Origin of the sequence: Flavobacterium foetidum (assembly GCF_004634245.1) — a bacterium.
Classification (GTDB): domain Bacteria; phylum Bacteroidota; class Bacteroidia; order Flavobacteriales; family Flavobacteriaceae; genus Flavobacterium; species Flavobacterium foetidum.
This window is the reverse complement of record NZ_SJTF01000002.1, coordinates 248,960-268,551: the sequence shown is the minus strand read 5'-3', so window position 1 is coordinate 268,551 and position 19,592 is coordinate 248,960. Positions and strand designations below refer to the sequence as shown.

At 37.8% G+C, this 19,592-nt stretch carries 16 protein-coding genes; 14 read left to right on the top strand and 2 right to left on the bottom strand.

Annotated elements, in window-relative coordinates:
• Positions 1-134 precede the first annotated feature (134 nt).
• From E0W73_RS03485 to E0W73_RS03420, 14 genes are all read left to right on the top strand, one after another.
• Entirely contained in the window at positions 135-968 is an 834-nt protein-coding gene (locus E0W73_RS03485; RefSeq protein WP_135220707.1) for a universal stress protein, read from the top strand.
• A 13-nt stretch (positions 969-981) separates the two neighbouring features.
• Entirely contained in the window at positions 982-2,307 is a 1,326-nt protein-coding gene (locus E0W73_RS03480) for a hypothetical protein (RefSeq protein WP_135220706.1), read from the top strand.
• A gap of 10 nt (positions 2,308-2,317) precedes the next feature.
• Complete coding sequence (locus E0W73_RS03475) at positions 2,318-3,361, top strand: beta-ketoacyl-ACP synthase III (protein WP_135220705.1); 1,044 nt, start codon at positions 2,318-2,320, stop codon at positions 3,359-3,361.
• Between the two features lie 80 nt (positions 3,362-3,441).
• The gene (locus E0W73_RS03470; RefSeq protein WP_135220704.1) at positions 3,442-4,530 is read left to right on the top strand and encodes a sensor histidine kinase; all 1,089 of its coding nucleotides are present in this window, start codon (positions 3,442-3,444) and stop codon (positions 4,528-4,530) included.
• 5 nt (positions 4,531-4,535) lie between these two features.
• On the top strand, positions 4,536-5,288 hold the full coding sequence (locus E0W73_RS03465) for a LytR/AlgR family response regulator transcription factor (protein WP_135220936.1): 753 nt from the start codon (positions 4,536-4,538) through the stop codon (positions 5,286-5,288).
• Positions 5,289-5,575: 287 nt separating this feature from the next.
• Positions 5,576-6,715, top strand: a complete 1,140-nt coding sequence (locus E0W73_RS03460) for an efflux RND transporter periplasmic adaptor subunit (protein WP_135220703.1) — start codon at positions 5,576-5,578, stop codon at positions 6,713-6,715.
• Positions 6,716-6,743: 28 nt separating this feature from the next.
• Positions 6,744-9,893: an efflux RND transporter permease subunit gene (locus E0W73_RS03455; RefSeq protein ID WP_135220702.1), complete on the top strand. Its 3,150-nt coding sequence runs from the start codon at positions 6,744-6,746 to the stop codon at positions 9,891-9,893.
• Positions 9,894-11,303 carry a TolC family protein gene (locus E0W73_RS03450; protein WP_135220701.1) on the top strand — a complete coding sequence of 470 codons (1,410 nt, stop codon included), beginning with the start codon at positions 9,894-9,896 and terminating at the stop codon, positions 11,301-11,303.
• 73 nt (positions 11,304-11,376) lie between these two features.
• Positions 11,377-12,159, top strand: coding sequence for a hypothetical protein (locus E0W73_RS03445; protein WP_135220700.1), 783 nt, complete (start codon positions 11,377-11,379; stop codon positions 12,157-12,159).
• Between the two features lie 99 nt (positions 12,160-12,258).
• Positions 12,259-14,244, top strand: coding sequence for a GAF domain-containing hybrid sensor histidine kinase/response regulator (locus E0W73_RS03440; RefSeq protein ID WP_135220699.1), 1,986 nt, complete (start codon positions 12,259-12,261; stop codon positions 14,242-14,244).
• A 73-nt stretch (positions 14,245-14,317) separates the two neighbouring features.
• Positions 14,318-14,683 (top strand): response regulator transcription factor, encoded by a 366-nt coding sequence (locus tag E0W73_RS03435; RefSeq protein WP_135220698.1) that lies wholly within the window; start codon positions 14,318-14,320, stop codon positions 14,681-14,683.
• The gene (locus E0W73_RS03430; protein ID WP_135220697.1) at positions 14,683-15,897 is read left to right on the top strand and encodes a YaiO family outer membrane beta-barrel protein; all 1,215 of its coding nucleotides are present in this window, start codon (positions 14,683-14,685) and stop codon (positions 15,895-15,897) included. Before E0W73_RS03435 ends, E0W73_RS03430 begins: the two co-directional genes overlap by 1 nt.
• 2 nt (positions 15,898-15,899) lie before the next feature.
• Positions 15,900-16,721 (top strand): hypothetical protein, encoded by an 822-nt coding sequence (locus tag E0W73_RS03425; RefSeq protein WP_135220696.1) that lies wholly within the window; start codon positions 15,900-15,902, stop codon positions 16,719-16,721.
• 10 nt (positions 16,722-16,731) lie between these two features.
• Entirely contained in the window at positions 16,732-18,165 is a 1,434-nt protein-coding gene (locus E0W73_RS03420; protein WP_135220695.1) for a glycosyltransferase family 2 protein, read from the top strand.
• A 13-nt stretch (positions 18,166-18,178) separates the two neighbouring features.
• Here the strand turns inward: E0W73_RS03420 and E0W73_RS03415 are convergent, their stop codons facing one another.
• Together E0W73_RS03415 and E0W73_RS03410 are read right to left on the bottom strand one after the other, a co-directional pair.
• Positions 18,179-18,937: an SDR family oxidoreductase gene (locus tag E0W73_RS03415; RefSeq protein ID WP_135220694.1), complete on the bottom strand. Its 759-nt coding sequence runs from the start codon at positions 18,935-18,937 to the stop codon at positions 18,179-18,181.
• Positions 18,938-19,006: 69 nt separating this feature from the next.
• Complete coding sequence (locus E0W73_RS03410; RefSeq protein ID WP_135220693.1) at positions 19,007-19,588, bottom strand: flavodoxin family protein; 582 nt, start codon at positions 19,586-19,588, stop codon at positions 19,007-19,009.
• Between the last annotated feature and the right edge of the window lie 4 nt (positions 19,589-19,592).

The window sequence follows — 19,592 nt, the reverse complement described above, 5'->3', positions numbered from 1 at the left end:
TATTTTAAATCAGCATCAGCTCGGCGGGCAAAATTTACGTTTGAGGCTTAAAATATAACGTTACGGTTAGTTTTTACAGAAATAAGAAGTTTTATAAAACAATTTTGTAATAGTAAAAACTAACAAACTGTTTTATGTCTTCATCAGAACTTACTATAATCGCCGCTACCAATTTTTCTGAAACCGCCAATAATGCCGTTACATATGCGGCCGGACTTGCAAAATCAGCCGGAGCAAAACTTATTTTATTCAATTCATTTTCTTTAAGTGTCCACAGTGCCAATTCGCTTATTTCGGCTGAGGCAATGCAGCAACAAATCGGAAAACAGACCAAAAGATTGGAGGCCTTAGGAGAAGAACTGTCTAAGCTTTTTGATATTGAGGTGAAAACTTCCTGTACATATTCGTTTGTAGAAGATCAACTTCAGGTTTTAATAGAAGAATCAAAAGCAGAACTGGTTGTTATGGGAATGGCAGAACGTTCTTTTGAGCAAGATCTGCTAGGCAATACCACAACTTCAGTTATAAAAAATATTAATATACCAGTTCTTGCAGTTCCGTTAAATGCACATTTTATTGATACAAAAAAGATACTTTATGCCAGCGATTCACTAAGTTTGTCCTCTATAAAAAGATTCAGCTGGTTGCGAAAAGTTGTGGGTACAATTGGTCTTGAAATCGAATTTTTCAGTGTTGATGAAAGAATCGATGTCTTAAAATCAGAGCAGACAGAACTTATTTGGAGTCCAGAATCTGATTTTGATATTGAAAAAGTGAAGTACATTTACAAAAGTGTACGCTCTAATGCGGTAATCGACGAAATCTACAAAGAGATTAAAGCTTATGGAGCTGATATTTTGGTAATGGTGCCTCAAAAATATGGTTTTTGGGATTCTCTAGTACACAGAAGCAAAACAAGAATAATGGCTGCTGGTCTGGATATCCCGTTATTGTCTTATCCGATGTAAATATTTGTTTATCATGAAAATAAATTACGCTAATAATATTGTTGTAATTACTCTTCTTCCGGTTTTGCTTTTTGTTTCCGGATGTATTTCAGTACTAAAAAACGGAAATCCATTTTCATTAGACCAAAACAGTCTAATGATTTTGTTTTTGCTTACGACCATCACAAGTTATTTGTTTTTAAAAGATCTGGTTTCGGTATTCATCAGCATGTTCGTTTCGGCGAATACTCTATTAGGGACAGTCTTTTTAATGGATTTTTTCGATGTCTGTCTTGATAATTCTGTACTTCCGATATTTATTGTACTGCTGGGTGTTGCAGTTCTAACGAATACTTTTCTGTTGCTATTCATTCATCAAAATAAAAAATCTTCAGAACTAGACGCTCTCGCAGCAGTAAATAAAACAATGAGTGTTATTTTTCCGGCTGTTTTACCTGTTTTGCTGTTGTTGGTCTTGTTTTCTTTTTCTGATTTGCTCTCGAACCACGGAAATGATATTAAATGGATTATCTCTGCAGGAAGTTTGGTTTTGATTGTAAACAGCTTATTGTTGCTTCCTGTTTTGAGCGTAAAACTATTGCCTCACATTAATCAAGAAAGACAGCAAGACGATTTAAAGCCGTCATTTTCAGAGAAATTGTTGATGAAGATTAATGTGAAAATGGATGGTGCAGCAAAAAGAATCGTTTGGATTGTAAGTCCGCTTATTTGTAACAAAAAAATGGCACTACTTGTTTTTACGGTTTTAGCAGTAGTAATAAGCAGTATTTTGATAGTAGAGTCAGATTTATTGTTTCTTATCGCAGATGCTGATGACAGAGTTCTAATGACTTCTTTTCTAGTATACTTTTTTGCTTTAGTTTTTCGATACAGAAGCTATATGCTGGCGCTGATTCCAGCATTGATGATTGTTTCGAATTTTATATTTCTGACCATTTTATGTGCTTTTTTAAATTGGAGGTCTAGTCAATTGATCGAAATAGTGTTTTTAGGAAATATGGTTGTTACGGCTTTGGGAGCTTTTGCATTTACAGAAATGGTTATTTATAAGCTTAAGGAAGAAAAAATGTTAAGTACAGTTTTATTGGATTCGGGTACTGCAATTTTTCGTCAGCTTTTGGCTTCTTCGATTGTGATGATTGCTTTTGTTTTGTACGCAATTTACATAAACCAGGGCAAACAGATTTCATTTTTCGAATTGTTTTCATCCGGAATCATTGTTTTAGCAGGCTGTATCAGCATTGTTTTTCCTATTCTGCTTTTTGGTATTGTATTTTTCAATTTTCATCGTTATTTTGTACAACCTTGTAAAAGGAAAATTAAAAGCATTTATTTCTAAAAACAAAAAAATGAAAGCAGCGATTACAGCAGTAGGCGGCTTTGTTCCGTCTTCTATTTTAAATAACAAAACAATTTCAGAAAGGGTAGAAACCACCGAAGAATGGATTGAAAAAAGAACAGGAATAAAAGAAAGAAGAATTGCAGACCGCGAAAATCAGGCAGTTTCTGATCTTGCGGCCGAAGCAGTTAAGAATCTTCTTGAAAATTATAAAGTTAATCCGCTGGAAGTTGAGGTTTTGATTCTCGCAACCGCAACTCCAGATCATATTCTTACGCCAACGGCATCTAAAGTATGCGAAAAAAGCGGTCTTTTAAATGCTTTCGGACAGGATTTAAACGCCGCTTGTAGTGGATTTTTATTTGCTTTGGAAACAGCTTCTGCAATGATCGAAAGCGGACGTTACCAAAAAATAATGGTTGTGGGTGCAGATAAAATGAGTTCTATTGTAGATTATGACGACCGTACCACTTGTATTCTTTTTGGCGATGGAGCAGGTGCGGTTCTGCTTGAAAATACAGAATCGGGTTACGGATTGCAGAAAAGCGTTTTGAGAACAGACGGGACTGGAACTTCGTCACTCTTTGTTCCTGCAGGAGGTTCTGCCGTGCCTGCGAGTATGAGCTCAATCCTTCATAGACAACATTACCTGAAACAGGACGGATCTTTTGTCTTTAAAAAAGCTGTAGAAGCTATGAGTTCGGCTTGTGCTCAAGCTTTGGAACTTAACAGCATCGATAAGGAAGAGGTAGACTGGGTAGTGCCACATCAGGCCAATTTAAGAATCATCAATGCAGTAAGCAATGCCCTTGATATCTCGATGGAAAAGGTAAAAGTTAATATTGAAAGATACGGTAATACCACATCGGCTACGATTCCGCTTTGTCTTTGGGATTTTAAGGACGATTTTAAAACGGGACAAAATATACTGATTACTACTTTTGGCGCCGGTTTTTCATGGGGCGCTACCTGTTTGAAATGGGGAACCATGAGAGAACGCAGCATCGTTACTCAGAAATCTGAAAAAACAGAAGCAATAGAATGCTTATCATAAGCTAAAAAAAATCCGAAATCACTGCTTTGCATTTTTGACTCGAATAGTTGAGTGTAAGCAGTGATTTTTTAAACTTAAATATGGAATTTAACGCTATAAATAATACAAAAGGAAAGCTTTTTTTCTACAAATACTACAGGGTGATCGTAATTCCTGCTGTATTTCTTGTTTATTTATCGTCGTATTTTCTACTGAATCCGTACGAAAGAACCATCAATACCTTAATTGTAATTGGCTGGACAAAAGACATTCTGATTATTTTGATTTATTGCGGCATCTTAACAGAGCTGAGCCTTTTTGTTGGGAGAAGCCTCAATTACTGGATCAGTTGGGAGCAAAAACCCATTATAAGGGCCGTAGCGCAGTTTTTGTTTATCATTATCGGAACCAGTCTTTTAAATTACCTTTTTTCGTTTCTTTGGTCGTTTTTGTATCCAGAAGAACTTAATGCTAACGAACTTTTAATGATTTGGCAGTCCAATATCATTGCCGCAATTTTATCATTATTTATCAGTTTCATACATACCGGAATTTTTCTGCTCAATCGCTGGCGTGTCACTTCAGAAGAAGCGGCAGAATTAAAAATAAAGGCATCGAAGTTGCAGGAAGCAGTAACGCGTTCTGAACTGGAATCGCTAAAGTTGCAGCTCGACCCGCATTTTATGTTCAATAATTTCAGTACACTCACTGAGCTGATTCATGAAGATCAAGAATCGGCGGCTTCGTTCTTAGAAAATATCTCGCGAGTGTACCGTTATATGATTTCAAATTTAGACAAGGACACCATCACGGTAAAAGAAGAAATTGAATTTCTAAATGCTTATTTCTACCTGCTCAAGAAACGAATGGGCGAAAAAGTGCAGCTCACTATTTCGCTTGACGAAAATCATTTAAAACAGCAACTCCCACCTCTTACGTTGCAGCTTTTGGTTGAAAATGCCGTAAAGCACAATAGCGCGACAACCTCTAGTCCGCTTTTGATTACTATTTATTCTGATAACGGAGATATTATCGTAAAAAATAATATGCAGGCCACCACTGGAAAAACTTTGATTTCTACCGGAATTGGCAATAAAAACATTAAATTTAGATATAAAATCCTATTTGACAGACAACCTGAATTTTCAGAATCAGATGGGTTTTATTTTGTGCGACTGCCTTTAATATAAGAATGATGAGAATTTTAATAGTAGAAGATGAAAGTATTAATGCCAGCCGTTTAAAAAGACTGTTGCAGGAGTTAGAACCCGATTGCCAGATTCTAGATATTCTGGATACTGTTGAAGGCGCGGTAGAATGGTTCAAAAACAATGCTATGCCGGATTTGATTACGATGGATATTCGTCTGGCCGACGGTTTAAGTTTTACTATTTTTGAAAGAGTAAAGATCAACTGTCCTGTTATTTTTACCACAGCTTATGATGAATATGCGATTCGCGCATTTAAGGTGAACAGCATCGATTATCTCATGAAACCAATTGAGAAAAGCGAGCTCGAACAAGCGTTGCAAAAATTTAAATCGCTTACTGCATCGCAACGAAATAACGATATAACGGCAATAATTAAAGACTTCGTAACCAAACCTGCATTTCGTCTTCGGTTTTTAGTAAACTTTCGCGACGGTTATAAAAGCGTCAACGTTTCGGATATCGATTTTATTTACTCTGAATTTAAAACCTCGCACCTTTTTCTGAAAGACATGACTGTAGTTCCTATTGCACAAACCATGGAAGAACTCGAAGAAGAACTCGATCCTGATCTTTTTTTTCGTGCCAACAGACAGTTTTTTATTCGTGCAGAAAGCATCAAATCCATTTCGAATTACTTCAATTCTAAACTCAAAATCCAGCTCAAAAGAACTGCAGATCATGAAGTGATCATAAGCAGAGAAAAAGCTCCTTTTTTTAAACAATGGATGGATCGTTAGTCTTTTATCTTAAATGAAGTTTAAAAGCTAAATACAATTGTTTTTCACCTCTCAGTTTTTTTTTGATTGCAAATCACAGCTTAATTCTTTGATTTTCGCTTAGTCTGAGATTGTTTTTTTGCATTTTAAATCATTGTTTTCCCACCCACTTCATAGCTTGATTTCTCAGATTATCCATTAATCGTTTCAGTATTAAAAAACGACGTTTGAGTAAAATTCTCCAGAATTAAGGCTGTTTTGAAACGTTTCTTTGTCATTGAATTCTATACTCGTTAAATGATATAAAAATGACAAAACAATTTTTTCTGAATTATATGCCACTAAAAAAGTTGGCAGTTTTATTACTTTTTGCCAGCCTTTATTCTTGTGGTAAAGGAGGCGAAAATGGCGGCGAATTTGCTGTTCCAAAACCCGAAGTCGACTTTTTTCAGGCTGAATCCTTAACCGGAGAAGTAGATAAAAAATATCCCGGACTTATTGAAGGAAGCGTAAATGTCGACATTAAAGCACAGGTTTCTGGTTATCTAGAAGCTATTTACGTAAAAGAAGGCGATTATGTAACCAAAGGACAATCGCTTTTTAAAATTAAGGGAGATGTGTTTGCAGAACAGGTAAACAGCAGTCGAGCTTCGTATAAAAGTGCTTTAGCCGCTGTAGCGAATGCAAAACTCGAAGTAGAAAAAATAAAACCGCTTGTAGAAGGAAAAGTATATACCGAAATGCAGCTTAAAACTGCCCAAGCTAATCTTGACGCAGCAACTGCGCAGGCCGCACAGGCAAAAGCGGCTTTAGGTTCTTCTCAGATAAATGCGGCTTTTTCTTTGATCAAGGCTCCGGTAAGCGGCTACATCAGCAGGATTCCGAATCGTATCGGTAATTTGGTTACGCCAGCAGACACTGTGCCTTTGACAGTTTTATCCGAAATCAATACGGTATTTGTTTATTTTTCGATGAGTGAAGCCGATTATCTTTCTTTTATGAAAGACCCAAACTCAAAAAAATCGGTCAGCCTTATTATGGCAGACGATTCGGTTTACGAAAATAAGGGAACTTTAGAAACCGCCAGCGGCAATGTTGACCGTACTACAGGATCGATTACTATGAAAGCCGTTTTTCCAAATCCTAAAAAACTATTGCGATCAGGCGGTTCGGCAAGAATCGTGCTCCAAAACAGTTTGTCTTCGGTTGTTTCGGTTCCAATGGCGAGCGTCAAGGATATTCAGGATAAATTCTTTGTTTTTGTATTAAAAGACAGCAGCAAAGTAGCGATGGTTCCGATAGAAATAGCAGGAAGCGCTGGAAATAATTATTTCGTAAAAAGCGGCGTAAAAAGCGGAGACAAAGTCGCTCTGAATTCTATTGATGCCTTAAATGACAACATGGAAGTGATTCCAAAGAATGCCCCAAAAAACAGCATCAAAAAATAATTGATTTTTAAATTTAAATAACATTTCCATGTTAAAAAAAATAATCGACAGACCTGTACTGGCAACAGTAATTTCTATTGTACTGGTGATACTGGGTATTATAGGTCTCACGAGATTGTCGGTGACAAGATTTCCCGACATTTCGCCTCCAACCGTTATGGTAAGCGGAACGTATCCGGGAGGAAACAGCGAAACGGTAATTCGTTCTGTGGTAACACCATTAGAAGAGCAGATTAATGGGGTTGAGAACATGCAATATATTAAGTCGACGGCCAGTAACGACGGAAGTTTTTCGATAAGCGTAATCTTTAAGCAGGGTGTAGATCCAGATCAAGCTGCGGTAAACGTTCAGAACAGAGTACAGCAAGCAACGCCAAAACTGCCTCAGGAAGTAATCAGAATGGGACTAACGACTTCGAAGCAGCAAAACAGTATGATTGTTATCTTCAACCTTTATACAGACGATAACGCTAAATACGACGAGCTGTTTCTGCAAAATTATGCCAACATTAATCTAGTGCCGCAAATGAAACGTGTTCCAGGTGTGGGACAAGTTCAGATTTTTGGGCAGAAAGATTATTCGATGCGCGTATGGCTCGATCCAAGAAAAATGGCAAATGCAGGACTTGTTCCTTCAGATGTGACTCAGGCTATTGCAGATCAGAGTTTGGAATCGGCTCCTGGAAAACTGGGAGAAGAGTCCAAGGCTGCATTAGAATATGTTATTCGTTACAAGGGAAAGAAAAATAAACCAGAACAATATGAAGATATTGTGGTTAAAAATAACGGCGGAAGTCTTTTAAGACTCAAAGATATTGCAAAAGTCGAATTTGGTTCTATCTCGTACAGCGGCGACAACAAATCGAATGGCAAAAATGCCGTTACAATGGCAATTTTGCAAACTTCTGGTTCCAACGCCAACGATATTGAAATTGGAATCAATAAAGAAATTGACCGTTTATCGAAGTCTTTTCCTCCGGGAATCAAATATGTTAACGTAATGAGTACCAAAGAAAGGCTCGATGAGGCTACAGGACAAGTAAAATCTACTTTGTTTGAAGCTTTTGTGCTGGTTTTTATTGTGGTTTTTATTTTCCTTCAAGACATACGCTCAACGATTATTCCGGCTATTGCGGTACCGGTTGCCATTGTAGGAACATTCTTTTTTTTGTTGGTTTTAGGTTTTACCATAAACATCCTGACGCTTTTTGCCTTGGTGCTTGCAATCGGAATTGTGGTAGATGATGCTATTGTGGTGGTCGAAGCCGTTCACAGTAAAATGGAAGAAGACGCCGAAATTACAGCAAAAGAAGCCACTCATAGCGCAATGTCTGAAATTACGGGCGCTGTTATTTCGATTACGCTGGTGATGTCGGCGGTATTTATTCCGATCGGATTTATGACGGGCTCTTCGGGAATTTTCTATAAACAATTTGCCTATACATTGGCCATTGCAATTATCATTTCGGCAGTAAATGCGCTTACGCTGACTCCGGCTTTGTGCGCGTTGTTGCTGAAAAATGACCATAACAAACACGGAGAGAGTCATCACAAAACAAGTTTTAAAGACCGCTTTTTTACAGGTTTCAACAGCAGCTTTAATAATCTGACTAATCGATATATCAAAGGGGTTCAGTTTTTAATCAACAGAAAATGGATTGCAGCTGGATTTGTAACTGTAATCACAGCTTTGGCCGTTTTTATGATGAATTCGACTCCTAAAAGTTTTGTTCCTCTAGAAGATGACGGTTTTATCTTGTACAGTTTGTCTATGCCTCCTGGAACAGCGCTTGACCGTACAACAGAAGTGGTGACTAAAATCGAAAAAGAATTGGCAACTGTTCCGGCAATTGATAACCACACCAGTATTACCGGATTTAATATTTTGAGTAATAGTGCGAGTTCGGCTTACGGACTTGGATTTGTTAAATTAAAACCTAAAAAGGAAAGAGGAGAGGTAAAAGATATTGATGAGGTTTTAAATCAGGTGAGCGGCAAATTGTCGACAATTAAGGAAGGTTCTGTCATGGCGCTTCGTATGCCTCCAGTTGAAGGTTTTGGTGTGACAAGCGGTGCAGAAATTGTATTGCAAGATAGAACGGCTCGTGATCCGGCAGTCTTAAAAGCAATGGCAGATAAGGTAATCGGACAAATTATGCAGCAACCTGGTGTGCAGTATGCTTATACTACCTTCAGAGCCGATTATCCGCAGCTGGAATTGGAAGTTGACGAAGACAAAGCCCGTCAAATGGGTGTAAATGTGCGGGAACTTCTAGGAAATATCCAGATTTATTTTGCAGGAGATCAATCTGCCGATTTTTCAAGATTTGGTAAGTTTTACCGAGTGAACGTAAAAGCGGGTGGAATTTTCAGAACCGATCAAGAAGCTTTTAATGAGATTTTTGTGAGAAACGATAATAACGAAATGGTTCCTGTAAAATCGATGGTAAAACTGCGAAAGGTTTACGGTCCAGAATCTGTAAACCGTTATAATCTCTACAATTCGGTAAATATTACTGCGGTGGCATTGCCAGGATTCAGTAACGGACAAATTATGGGAAATCTTGAAACAGTGCTGGATAAACTTCCATCTGATTACAGTTATGAATGGACAGGCTTAAGTTTGGAAGAAAAAGCAGGAGGAAACCAAACTGTTGCCATTTTCGGACTTTGTTTGCTTTTTGTATTCTTTTTATTAGCAGGACAATACGAAAGTTATTTATTGCCACTTGCGGTATTGCTTTCTATCCCGACCGGAATTTTAGGAGCTTTTGCAGGAATAAAAGCCGTTGGTCTAGACAACAATATTTATGTTCAGATTGGTTTGATTATGTTGGTTGGACTTCTAGCCAAAAACGCGATTTTGATTGTAGAATTTGCTTTGCAGCGAAGAATGGCCGGACTCTCGATTACCGAAGCGGCTATTGAAGGTGCAAAATCTAGGTTGCGACCTATTATCATGACTTCGCTGGCTTTTATTGTAGGTATGATTCCGCTGATGTTTGCCGCTGGAGGAACTGCTGTAGGAAACAGATCAATCAGTATTAGTGCCGCAATCGGAATGCTGAGTGGAGTAGTGTTGGGAGTTTTTGTGATTCCGCTTCTGTTCATCGTCTTTCAGTATCTGCAGGAAAAAGTTTCAAGCAAAAAAATAATTCAAACAGTTAAGAACGAATAAATGAAAATACGATATAAAATAATAAGTTCTCTAGGCATTGCATTGCTGCTCACATCATGCGTGGTCGGAAAGAAATATGCGAGAACCGATTTAAAGACGCCGGAGCAGTATAATGCAGCAACTTCGGTTACGGGAGATACTGTGCTTCTTCCGTGGAAAAATTATTATAAGGATCCTTTGCTGGTTGACTTGATAGCGAAAGCCCTCGTTAAAAATAACGAGGTGCTTATCGCAATGAAAAGTATGGAACAGCTGGATTTGAGTTACAAGCAAGCAAAATTATCTCTATTGCCAACTCTTGATTTTGAAGCTGGTGCAAGCCGAAATTATATGTCTAAAAACTCGTTGAACGGCTCTTTAAGTTCGCAGTTTACGAGCAAAAATTATATGGATGATTATAATGCGGTATTTAGACTTTCTTGGGAAGCAGATATCTGGGGAAAAGCGGCATTGCAGAAACGTGATGCCAAAGCGGCTTATTTTGCTCAAAGAGAAAATCTTTCGGCTCTAAAAACCCAAATCATTGTACAGGTGGCTCAGGCCTACTATAACCTTCTAGGATTAGACGAACAGTTGAAAATTGCCGAGAAAAATATAGAATTAAGCACCAGTACATTAGAGATGATGCAGCTTCAGTATAAATCAGGAAGCATTAGTTCTTTGGCTGTAAATCAGACCGAAGCACAGAAAAAAACGGCAGAACTCTTGGTTCCGATGGCAAAAGCAAATATTGCGGTTCAGGAAAATGCGTTGCAGATTTTATGCGGTGAATATCCGAACAGTATAAGTCGTGCAGGAAATCTTGATGCCACCGCAATTGATGCCAGTATAGCTACAGGAGTTCCTGCTTTGCTCTTAAGCCGTAGACCCGATGTTAAGGCAAGCGAATTTGCAGTGATGTCGGCTACAGCCAAAACCGGATTAGCAAAAGCGAATATGTATCCGACTTTGAGCATAAATCCTTCCATAGGAGCCAATTCATTTGAGTTTGATAACTGGTTCAATTTTCCAGGATCAATCACTAAAACGTTGGCAGTTAATCTTGCGCAGCCGATTTTTAGAAAAAAAGCACTTCGAACGGCTTACGAAATTGCGGCCTTGGAACAAGAAAAATCGGTAATTCAGTTCAAACAGACTTTTATTACTGCTGTTGGAGAGGTTTCTAATGCGCTTGCAAAACTAAAATATGCCGACGAGCGCATTGAGAAAGCTTCTGAAAAAGCAGTTGCATTAGAAAAAGCAACTACAGATGCCTCGCTGCTGTACAAAAGTGCCATGGCTACTTATCTGGAAGTAATTGCGGCACAAAACAGCGCGTTGCAGAATGATTTGGAATTAATCAGCATCAAATTAGAAAAATTAAATGCCGCAACTGAGCTCTACCGGGCTTTGGGCGGAGGGGTAAATTAAATTAATTCACAAGCAGATACTTCGTTTTAACAACGGAGTATTTGCTTTTTTTATGCTTTTAAGCCATTGAAATATGGAGAAAGTTCGATTCAGCCGTTTAGAATTGTACGATTTGGTTTGGAAATTACCGATGAATCATATCGTCAGACAATACAATATTCCTAGAGTGCGAATAAAAGAGGCTTGCCTGAAAATGGAGGTACCGCTTCCGGGAAGCACTTATTGGACAAAATCGCCCTATCTGAAAGCTCCAAAACCTGAGCTTTCTCCAATCTATTTTGGAAACAGTCATGTCGAAATTGTAAAAAAGGGTTATGAATTACAGCTTCGAAAAACTTCAAAATCAACACCACTGCTAGATCTGGTCAAAGAGATTAGAAACGATGCAAAAGCACCTTTAAAAGTTTCACGTTCCTTAAAAAATCCAGAACAGATAATCGCAAGAACGAAGCTTTTTTGGACAGATAAAGAAATCTCAACAGAAGTTTTTGCCCGTTCTGAGGGAGTTCTTTTTTTGAATGTTTCGAATGCAAAATTAGTTCGAGCGCTGTGTTTTATGGATGCCTTGATAAAACTGTTGGTTTACAGAGGACATCACTTTGAATTGGGTGAAAGTGGTTCGGGCTTAGTAATTATCAATAATCAGGCTGTCACTATAACGCTTCGTGAGGCTATGAAAAGGATTCCGCCGAAAATTGACGAGGATGCCTCGCATTATATCAATTCAGGAGAATTTGTTTTGCGAATAACCAACGGCTTATTACAAAAAGAATGGAGGGACAAAAAAGTTACTTTAGAAGACATGCTTGCTGTAATTGTAGCAAAAATTGAACTTTTTGCAGATGAAGAATTATAAATTTATTTTTTGTTTGATCAATTGCCAATGCCGAAAACATAAGTAGTGTAGTGTTTTAGCTCAAATTAGCTTACCTTTGCAGACACTACCCGCTGACAAATGAATGATAAATTTCCTATACCAGAAAATGAAGTAGAACGTTTGGCCGCCTTAAGGCGTTATAATATTCTTGACACTTTGCCGGATACTGCGTTTGATGATGCCACAAAGCTTGTTTCGTATATCTGCGGTGTGCCGATTGCTCATATTTCGTTTATTGACGAAAATAGACAATGGTTTAAATCTGAAATTGGTATTGGCATTTCTGAAGTGCCTCGCGAAATTACTTTCTGCCGATATACTATTTTAGAATCTGCAATGGTCGAGATAAACGATACCTTTTTAAATGAACGTTTTAAAGACGATCCCAATGTAACCGGCGGCTTTAACGTAAGGTTTTACGCAGGGGTACCTCTTACTACTCCCGACGGCTACAATATCGGAACCATTTGCGCAGTAGACCATGTTGCTAAAAAGCTAGATGAAAATCAAAGAAATGCTTTGTCGATTGTGGCAAAACACGTGATGGCACAGCTCGAATTGGGAACAAAAAATATCGAACTAGACGCTCAGAAAAAAATAGCAGAACGTGCAGTACTGGCAAAAGATCGCTTTTTAGCCAATATGAGTCACGAAATCAGAACGCCTTTAAATGCTATAATCGGTTTTACAGATCTTTTGGCTCAGACCCATTTAGATGAAATTCAGAGCGAATATATTGATAATGTCCAAATTGCTGGTGAAAATCTTCTTTTGATTATTAATGATATCCTTGATCTTTCTAAAATCGAATCAGGCAATCTGACTATAGATTCAGAACCCTTTAATTTACGAAAAACCCTTAAGCACGTTTACAATCTCTTAAAGGTAAAAGTGTTAAATGATGTAGAGTTCAACCTTTACCTCGATGCCGATATGCCAGATATGGTTATGGGAGATCAAGGAAGATTAAATCAGATCTTGGTAAATCTGGTAGGGAATGCGCTAAAGTTTACGACAGAAGGAGAAGTGACTGTTTCTGTCAAAAAAACGGATGAAACAGATGAGGATTACTCGCTCCGTTTTTCGGTAAAAGATTCCGGTATCGGAATTGAGAAAAACAAACTGAAAACCATTTTTGACCGATTTACACAAGCAGAAGAGTCTACAACCCGCAGATTTGGAGGCACAGGTTTAGGGTTGAATATAGTAAAACAGCTAATTGATCTGCATAATGCTGAAATCCATGTCAAGAGCCAGCAGGGAAGAGGTTCTGAGTTTTTCTTTACACTGACTTATAAAAAAGCAGATAGCAGCCAAATTGCGGCAAAAACATCTTCTTCAAATAATCTTGGAGAACTAAAAATATTGCTTTGCGAGGATAATATCTTAAACCAAAAACTTGCCAAAAGCGTAATCAATAATTTTGGTTTTGAATTGGATATTGCAAACAACGGTGAAGAAGGAATTGAACTTTTGACTGAAAACAAGTATGATCTTGTATTGATGGATTTGCAGATGCCAATTAAAGACGGATATCAGACTACAGAATATATCCGAAACGAAATGAAGATGAATATTCCGATTGTAGCCATGACCGCACACTCTCTTGTGGGTGAGCAGGAACGCTGCTTTAGTGTTGGTATGGACGCTTATGTGCCAAAGCCCTTTAAACAAGCCACTCTTTTGAAGGCAATAAAAACGGCTATGAATAAAGAGAATGAGCCTAAATCTGGCAGACGTCTTGATTTGTCTTTTTTGGAAGAAATGTCATGCGGTGACGAAGATTTCAAAAAAGAAATGATTCAGATTTTTGTCGACAGAATTCCGGAACAAGTAACGCAGCTTCAAACCGTATTTAATCAGGATGATGCAGATGCCGTGAAGAGACTCGCTCATAATATGAAGTCTAGTTTGGATATTTTTATGCTTACAGATTTAAGCAGCTACGTTTCGACAATAGAAGAAGAGGCTTCGTTAGGAAGGTTAACAAGCGAAATCAAAGATAAAATCGATTTACTGCATTGCGGTATTGAAGATGCAGTTAAAATTTTGAAGGAACTATGATAAGACATAAATATAACCTAGCTTTACAATACTTAGATAATATAGCGGATTAAAGCCCCAAATATTTAAACCAATGAAAATTATTTTAGCCGAAGATAATGATATCCTACGCAAATCATTATCATTTTTCTTAGAATCCAAAGGATTTACCGTTGATCAGTTTTCTGATGGAAAAGATGCATTGGATGCCATCGAAGCCAACCATTACGATCTTATCCTGACAGACATCAATATGCCTGGAATCAGCGGAATGGAAATTACCCAATATGTAAGACAAAACATTAATTCGAATGTTCCGATTATTATACTGACTTCTTCTGGAGTAGAACAAACCGAATTGGATTCTTTTGATATAGGCGCAAACGAATTTATTGCCAAACCCGTTAGTCCTGCGGTTCTTTTGGTACGAATTAATAAATTGCTAAATACGCGTGTGTAATGAAAAAGCTGTATCACTCCATACTATTCTTGTTTTTTTCAATCTTTGTCTTCGCCCAGGAAATTGCTCCAGAAGCTGTTATGCAGAAAGTAAAAAGTGAGGTCGAGAAGGGAAACTTTGATAATGCTTTGTCTCTGATTGAGCCACTACGCTCTAAATTTCCGCAAGACGAAGACATTCAGGTGTATACGGGACGAATTTACAGTTGGAAAAAAGACTATCAGACCGCTTTAAAAGTCATAAAGCCAATGGCAGACCGCAACAATCCAAATCCAGATGCTCTGTTGGCTGTCATTAATATTTATTACTGGTCGGAGCAATGGGAAACTTGTATTCAATACTGCAATCACTATTTAGCATTAAACCCTAATGATGCCGATGTTTTGAAAATCAAAATAAATTGTCTAGAGAAACTCAATCGAGACCAAGAAGCTTTAGAAATTATTGATGGTTTGCCGGTTACTGAAAATAGTACACAGGCTTTTAGAGGAATCCGTACACTTATCGGAAAAAAAGCAAAAAATGCAGTTTCTGTTTCGTATCTAAATGTTTCTACTTCCAATCCGGGACAAGCTCCTTTTCACTATGGATATGCCGAATACTCTCATAAATTTTCAAAAGCTGCAATTGTCGGAAGAGCAAATATCGGTCACGTCAATAACGAAACCCAGATGCTTTTTGAAACCGATTACTATCAGACTTTTAAAAACAAAAGCTATTTGTACACCAATGCCGGAATTTCGACTGGAGAAACCGTTTTTCCAATCGCAAAAGCGGGTTTAGAATACTATTTTGCTCCGTATAAAAAAATTGATTTCTCGCTAGGTGCTCGTTTCATGCATTTTGATGCCAGCGACATCACGTTGCTAACAGGACAGTTGGCTTATAATACAGGTGCGTACAGCATTGCATATCGTCCATATTACGATACTGAAAACGAATTGTTTTCGCACGTTCTGAGCTTGCAGAAAACAAACGAGGAAAAGGAAAGCGTAATCAGACTCGAACTTCAGTACGGAAATGTTCCTTATCTCTATCTTTACAACGGTTTTACGGCACCACTTAAAGCCTATAGGGCAGGTATTCAGTATCAGCATCGCTTGGGAGATTCCTTTTTTGTGCGCCCGATTTTTCTTTATGAGTATGAAGAATATATTCCGGCAGAATATCGAAACAGGTTTAATGTGCAGTTAATTGTTACGAAACGTTTTTAGCCATGGAAAAGATTTGGGAATTTTATAAAAACGGCCAATGGGAAGTACCGTTTCTCATCTTTTCAATCTGCTTATTTGTTGCAACATCTCTTTTTCTGTATCTACTGATCATTGAAAGCCGCAACAGAAATATCAAAAAAGAGCGACTACGAAACGAATACAGCATTTTAATCGAAAAATTGATGTCTTCTGTAATTTTTGAAGATGTCTCTTTTGCAGCGTTAAAGGAAGATAAAAATCTTATGGTGCTTTTTGACACTTCTTTTTTCAGAGAAAATGTTGTAGAAACCCTTATCAATCTTCATAAAAACTACGAAGGGATTTATGCACTAAAACTCGAACAATTCTACAAAGATTCAGGATTGATAAAAGATTCGTTTAGAAAACTAAAAAGCCTTAGATGGGAAATTAAGTGCAAAGGAATTACAGAACTTGCAGAACTTAATGTGTATGACGCTTTTGACACTATTGTTGCCTTTTCTAAAGCCCGAAACAAGACGTTGAAGATTACGGCAATAAATGCTTGCATAAAACTTGCCGGAACTAACGGAATCGTGCATCTTACAGAACACGCTGATCCGATAGACGACTGGACGCAGGTAAATATCATCAGTGCTTTCAAAAAACATGATATTGGAGACACAAAGGGAGTTGAGCTTTTATTAGAATCGCAAAACACCACTGTCGTAGCACTCGGATTAAAACTTATCAAAGAACTAAAACTGACTCAGAAAGTTCCTTATGTCGCCGAACTAGCAGCACGAACAAATAATAATTTAATAAAATACGAGGCACAAAACGTTTTACAGACGCTGACACTTTAAAAGCATACAAATGGATTTTTTAATTAAGGATTTAGAATGGTTTCTGGATATGTATATACTCCTTGTTTTGGGTTATGCAATCCTCATTATGTCTTCTTATTTAGTATTGGCTTATTTGTCGACCAAAGCATTGCGCAGCTACCTTAAGAAAAACAGTTTTGTAGATTACGAAGTGCTTCTTACAAGCGAATTTGCTCCAAAGCTTTCACTTATTGCTCCTGCTTATAACGAAAGTTTTACTATTGAAGAAAACGTAAAATCGCTTCTTTCATTAAATTACAATAATTACGAAGTTATAGTTGTAAATGACGGGAGCAAGGACAATTCAATGGAAATTTTGATCAAGACTTATGATCTTATTTTGGCAGAACGCGATTTTCATCCACAGATTGAAACTAAAAAAATAAGAGGGCTTTATATTTCCCGAAATGCTGCTTTTAAAAAGCTTGTCGTTATCGACAAAGAAAATGGCGGCAAGGCAGATGCTCTAAATGCGGGACTTAATATTGCAAACAATCCGTATGTGGTTTGTATAGATGTCGATTGCATTTTAGATAAGGACTCACTTTTAAAACTAGCGAAACCTTTTTTAGAATCTTCAGGAAAACGAATAATTGCAACTGGAGGTGTGGTGAGAATTGCCAACCAGTGTGTCATTAAAAACGGACGTTTGGTTGAGGTAAATATTCCAGACGTGATGCTGTCCCGGATTCAGGTGTTAGAATATCTAAGGGCTTTTCTTCTAGGCCGTATGGCTTGGGGAAAACTAGATGGACTTTTGCTGATCAGTGGTGCATTTGGCGCATTTGACAAGGAAATTGCACTTCTTGCAGGGGGGTACGATACTAAAACTGTTGGAGAGGATATGGAATTGGTGGTAAGAATGCGTCGCTATATGCTCGAAAACACATTGCCTTATACTGTTTGTTATATTCCGGATCCGCTTTGCTGGACAGAGGCGCCCGAAGATTTTAAAATATTCAAAAAACAACGCAGCCGCTGGATGAGAGGAACCATAGAAACATTAAGTTTTCATAAAAAAATGTTCTTAAACCCGAAATACAAACTTCTCGGAATGTTGAGTGTGCCGTATTGGACATTGTTTGAATTTTTGGCTCCGGGAATTGAGTTTATTGGTCTCTTAATTACCGTTTTCTTTATAATTTTTGGCCTATTGAATTGGCATTTTTTCTTGCTGTTGGTATTGTTTGTATATACTTTTGCCGTTATGTTTTCTGTTATTGCGCTTTTCAGCGAAGAGCGTACATACCATAAATATCCAAAACAGGCCGATTTTTTTAAACTGCTTTTGGCAGCTTTTATCGAACCTGTTTATTTTCATCCGCTTACTGTTTATGCTGCTTTGTTGGGATACAAGGAAAAAATAAAAGGAACCAAAGGCTGGGGCGAAATGACCCGAAAAGGATTCACCAAAAAGCCCTGATTCCTCGATTTGATTAAATAGTCTGTAGATGCGGACGTATTTGCATAGTTACGATGTCACATCTTTTGGGCTGTGCAAGACAGAACAACACGCTCATGGCAATATCTTCTGCTTCGAGCATTTCTAGTTTTTCTATTTTTTGCTGATGCTCTTCCTTAGTTCCCGGCTGCATATCGCTTGTGACAGCTCCCGGTTCTATAAGTGAAACTTTTATTCCTTTCGAATTGATTTCTCTGCGAAGCGCAGTACTAAAACCTCTCAACGCAGCTTTGGTGGCTACATAAACAGTACTTTCTGGACTGTTTGTTTCAGCACTCATGGATCCAATGTTGATGATGTGTCCAGATTTTTGTGGGGTCATTCTCAAAACAGCTTGTTGCGCAAAAGTGATGTAACCGGAAACATTAGTGTCTACAATGTATTTCCATTCTTTCCAGTCACATTCGGTTATTCCGTCGGCGGCCAGAGCGGCATTGTTTATGAGAATGTCAATACCTCCAAGATTCTGGTCGACCAATTCCCATATTTTTTCAACATCGTCATTATGCGTAATATCTGCAGGAGTACCGTAGATTGCAGCATCTGGAAAGTTTGATTTTATATCGGCTACAGCATTATTAAAATCTTCATGGTCCCTTCCAAAAATGAGTACTCTACCGCCAAGCGAAATCATTAAATCGGCTATGGCTTTTCCTATTCCGGTGGTGCCGCCTGTGATTACTATTCGTTTTTGCTTTATATTTTGTTCGAATAAATCGGATAAATTTTTCATGTTTCTAAGTTTTAAATTATATATATTTTAACTCGGGTGGAATTTTTTTTCAATTCTATTAAATCAGCTTTATTTTTCTGCTGCTTTAGACAAAGATTCTGCCATTGCCTGAGCATCTTCTCCATAATTGTTTTGATAATACTCCAGTAATTGCGCTTTTGTCTTTTTTGCGTTTTTCGAATGCCCTTCCCAAATAACTCCAAGAGAAGTGTAGGGCGGAACCGTAATACCAATTGAGCAAAAAAAGTTGGCAATATTTCCTGTGACATGTTCCACTCCGTCTGAATCGCCCGTCACAATGACGCCGCCAATTTTTCCTTCAAGCGGAGAATCTTTACCTTCAAGAATAATATCGTAGACTTCGTCGAGACGTTCAATACAACGTTGCAGTTCAGAAGAATGATTGTTCCACCAAATGGGCGTGGCAAACAAAAGAATTTCGGCATCAATAATTTTTTGATAAATGGCTGGCCAGTCATCTATGGTTTCCATTTTGGTGTACGTACCAGGAACAATATGATGATTGGCAAGTTTAATTACTTCAAAATCAATATTTCGTTTAGAAAGATATTTTCCAAAAAAATCCACGAGGGTTTCCGTATTTGAGCGTCCTTTGTTTTTTAAGGTTGCCAATAGTATAATCGCTTTCATGTTT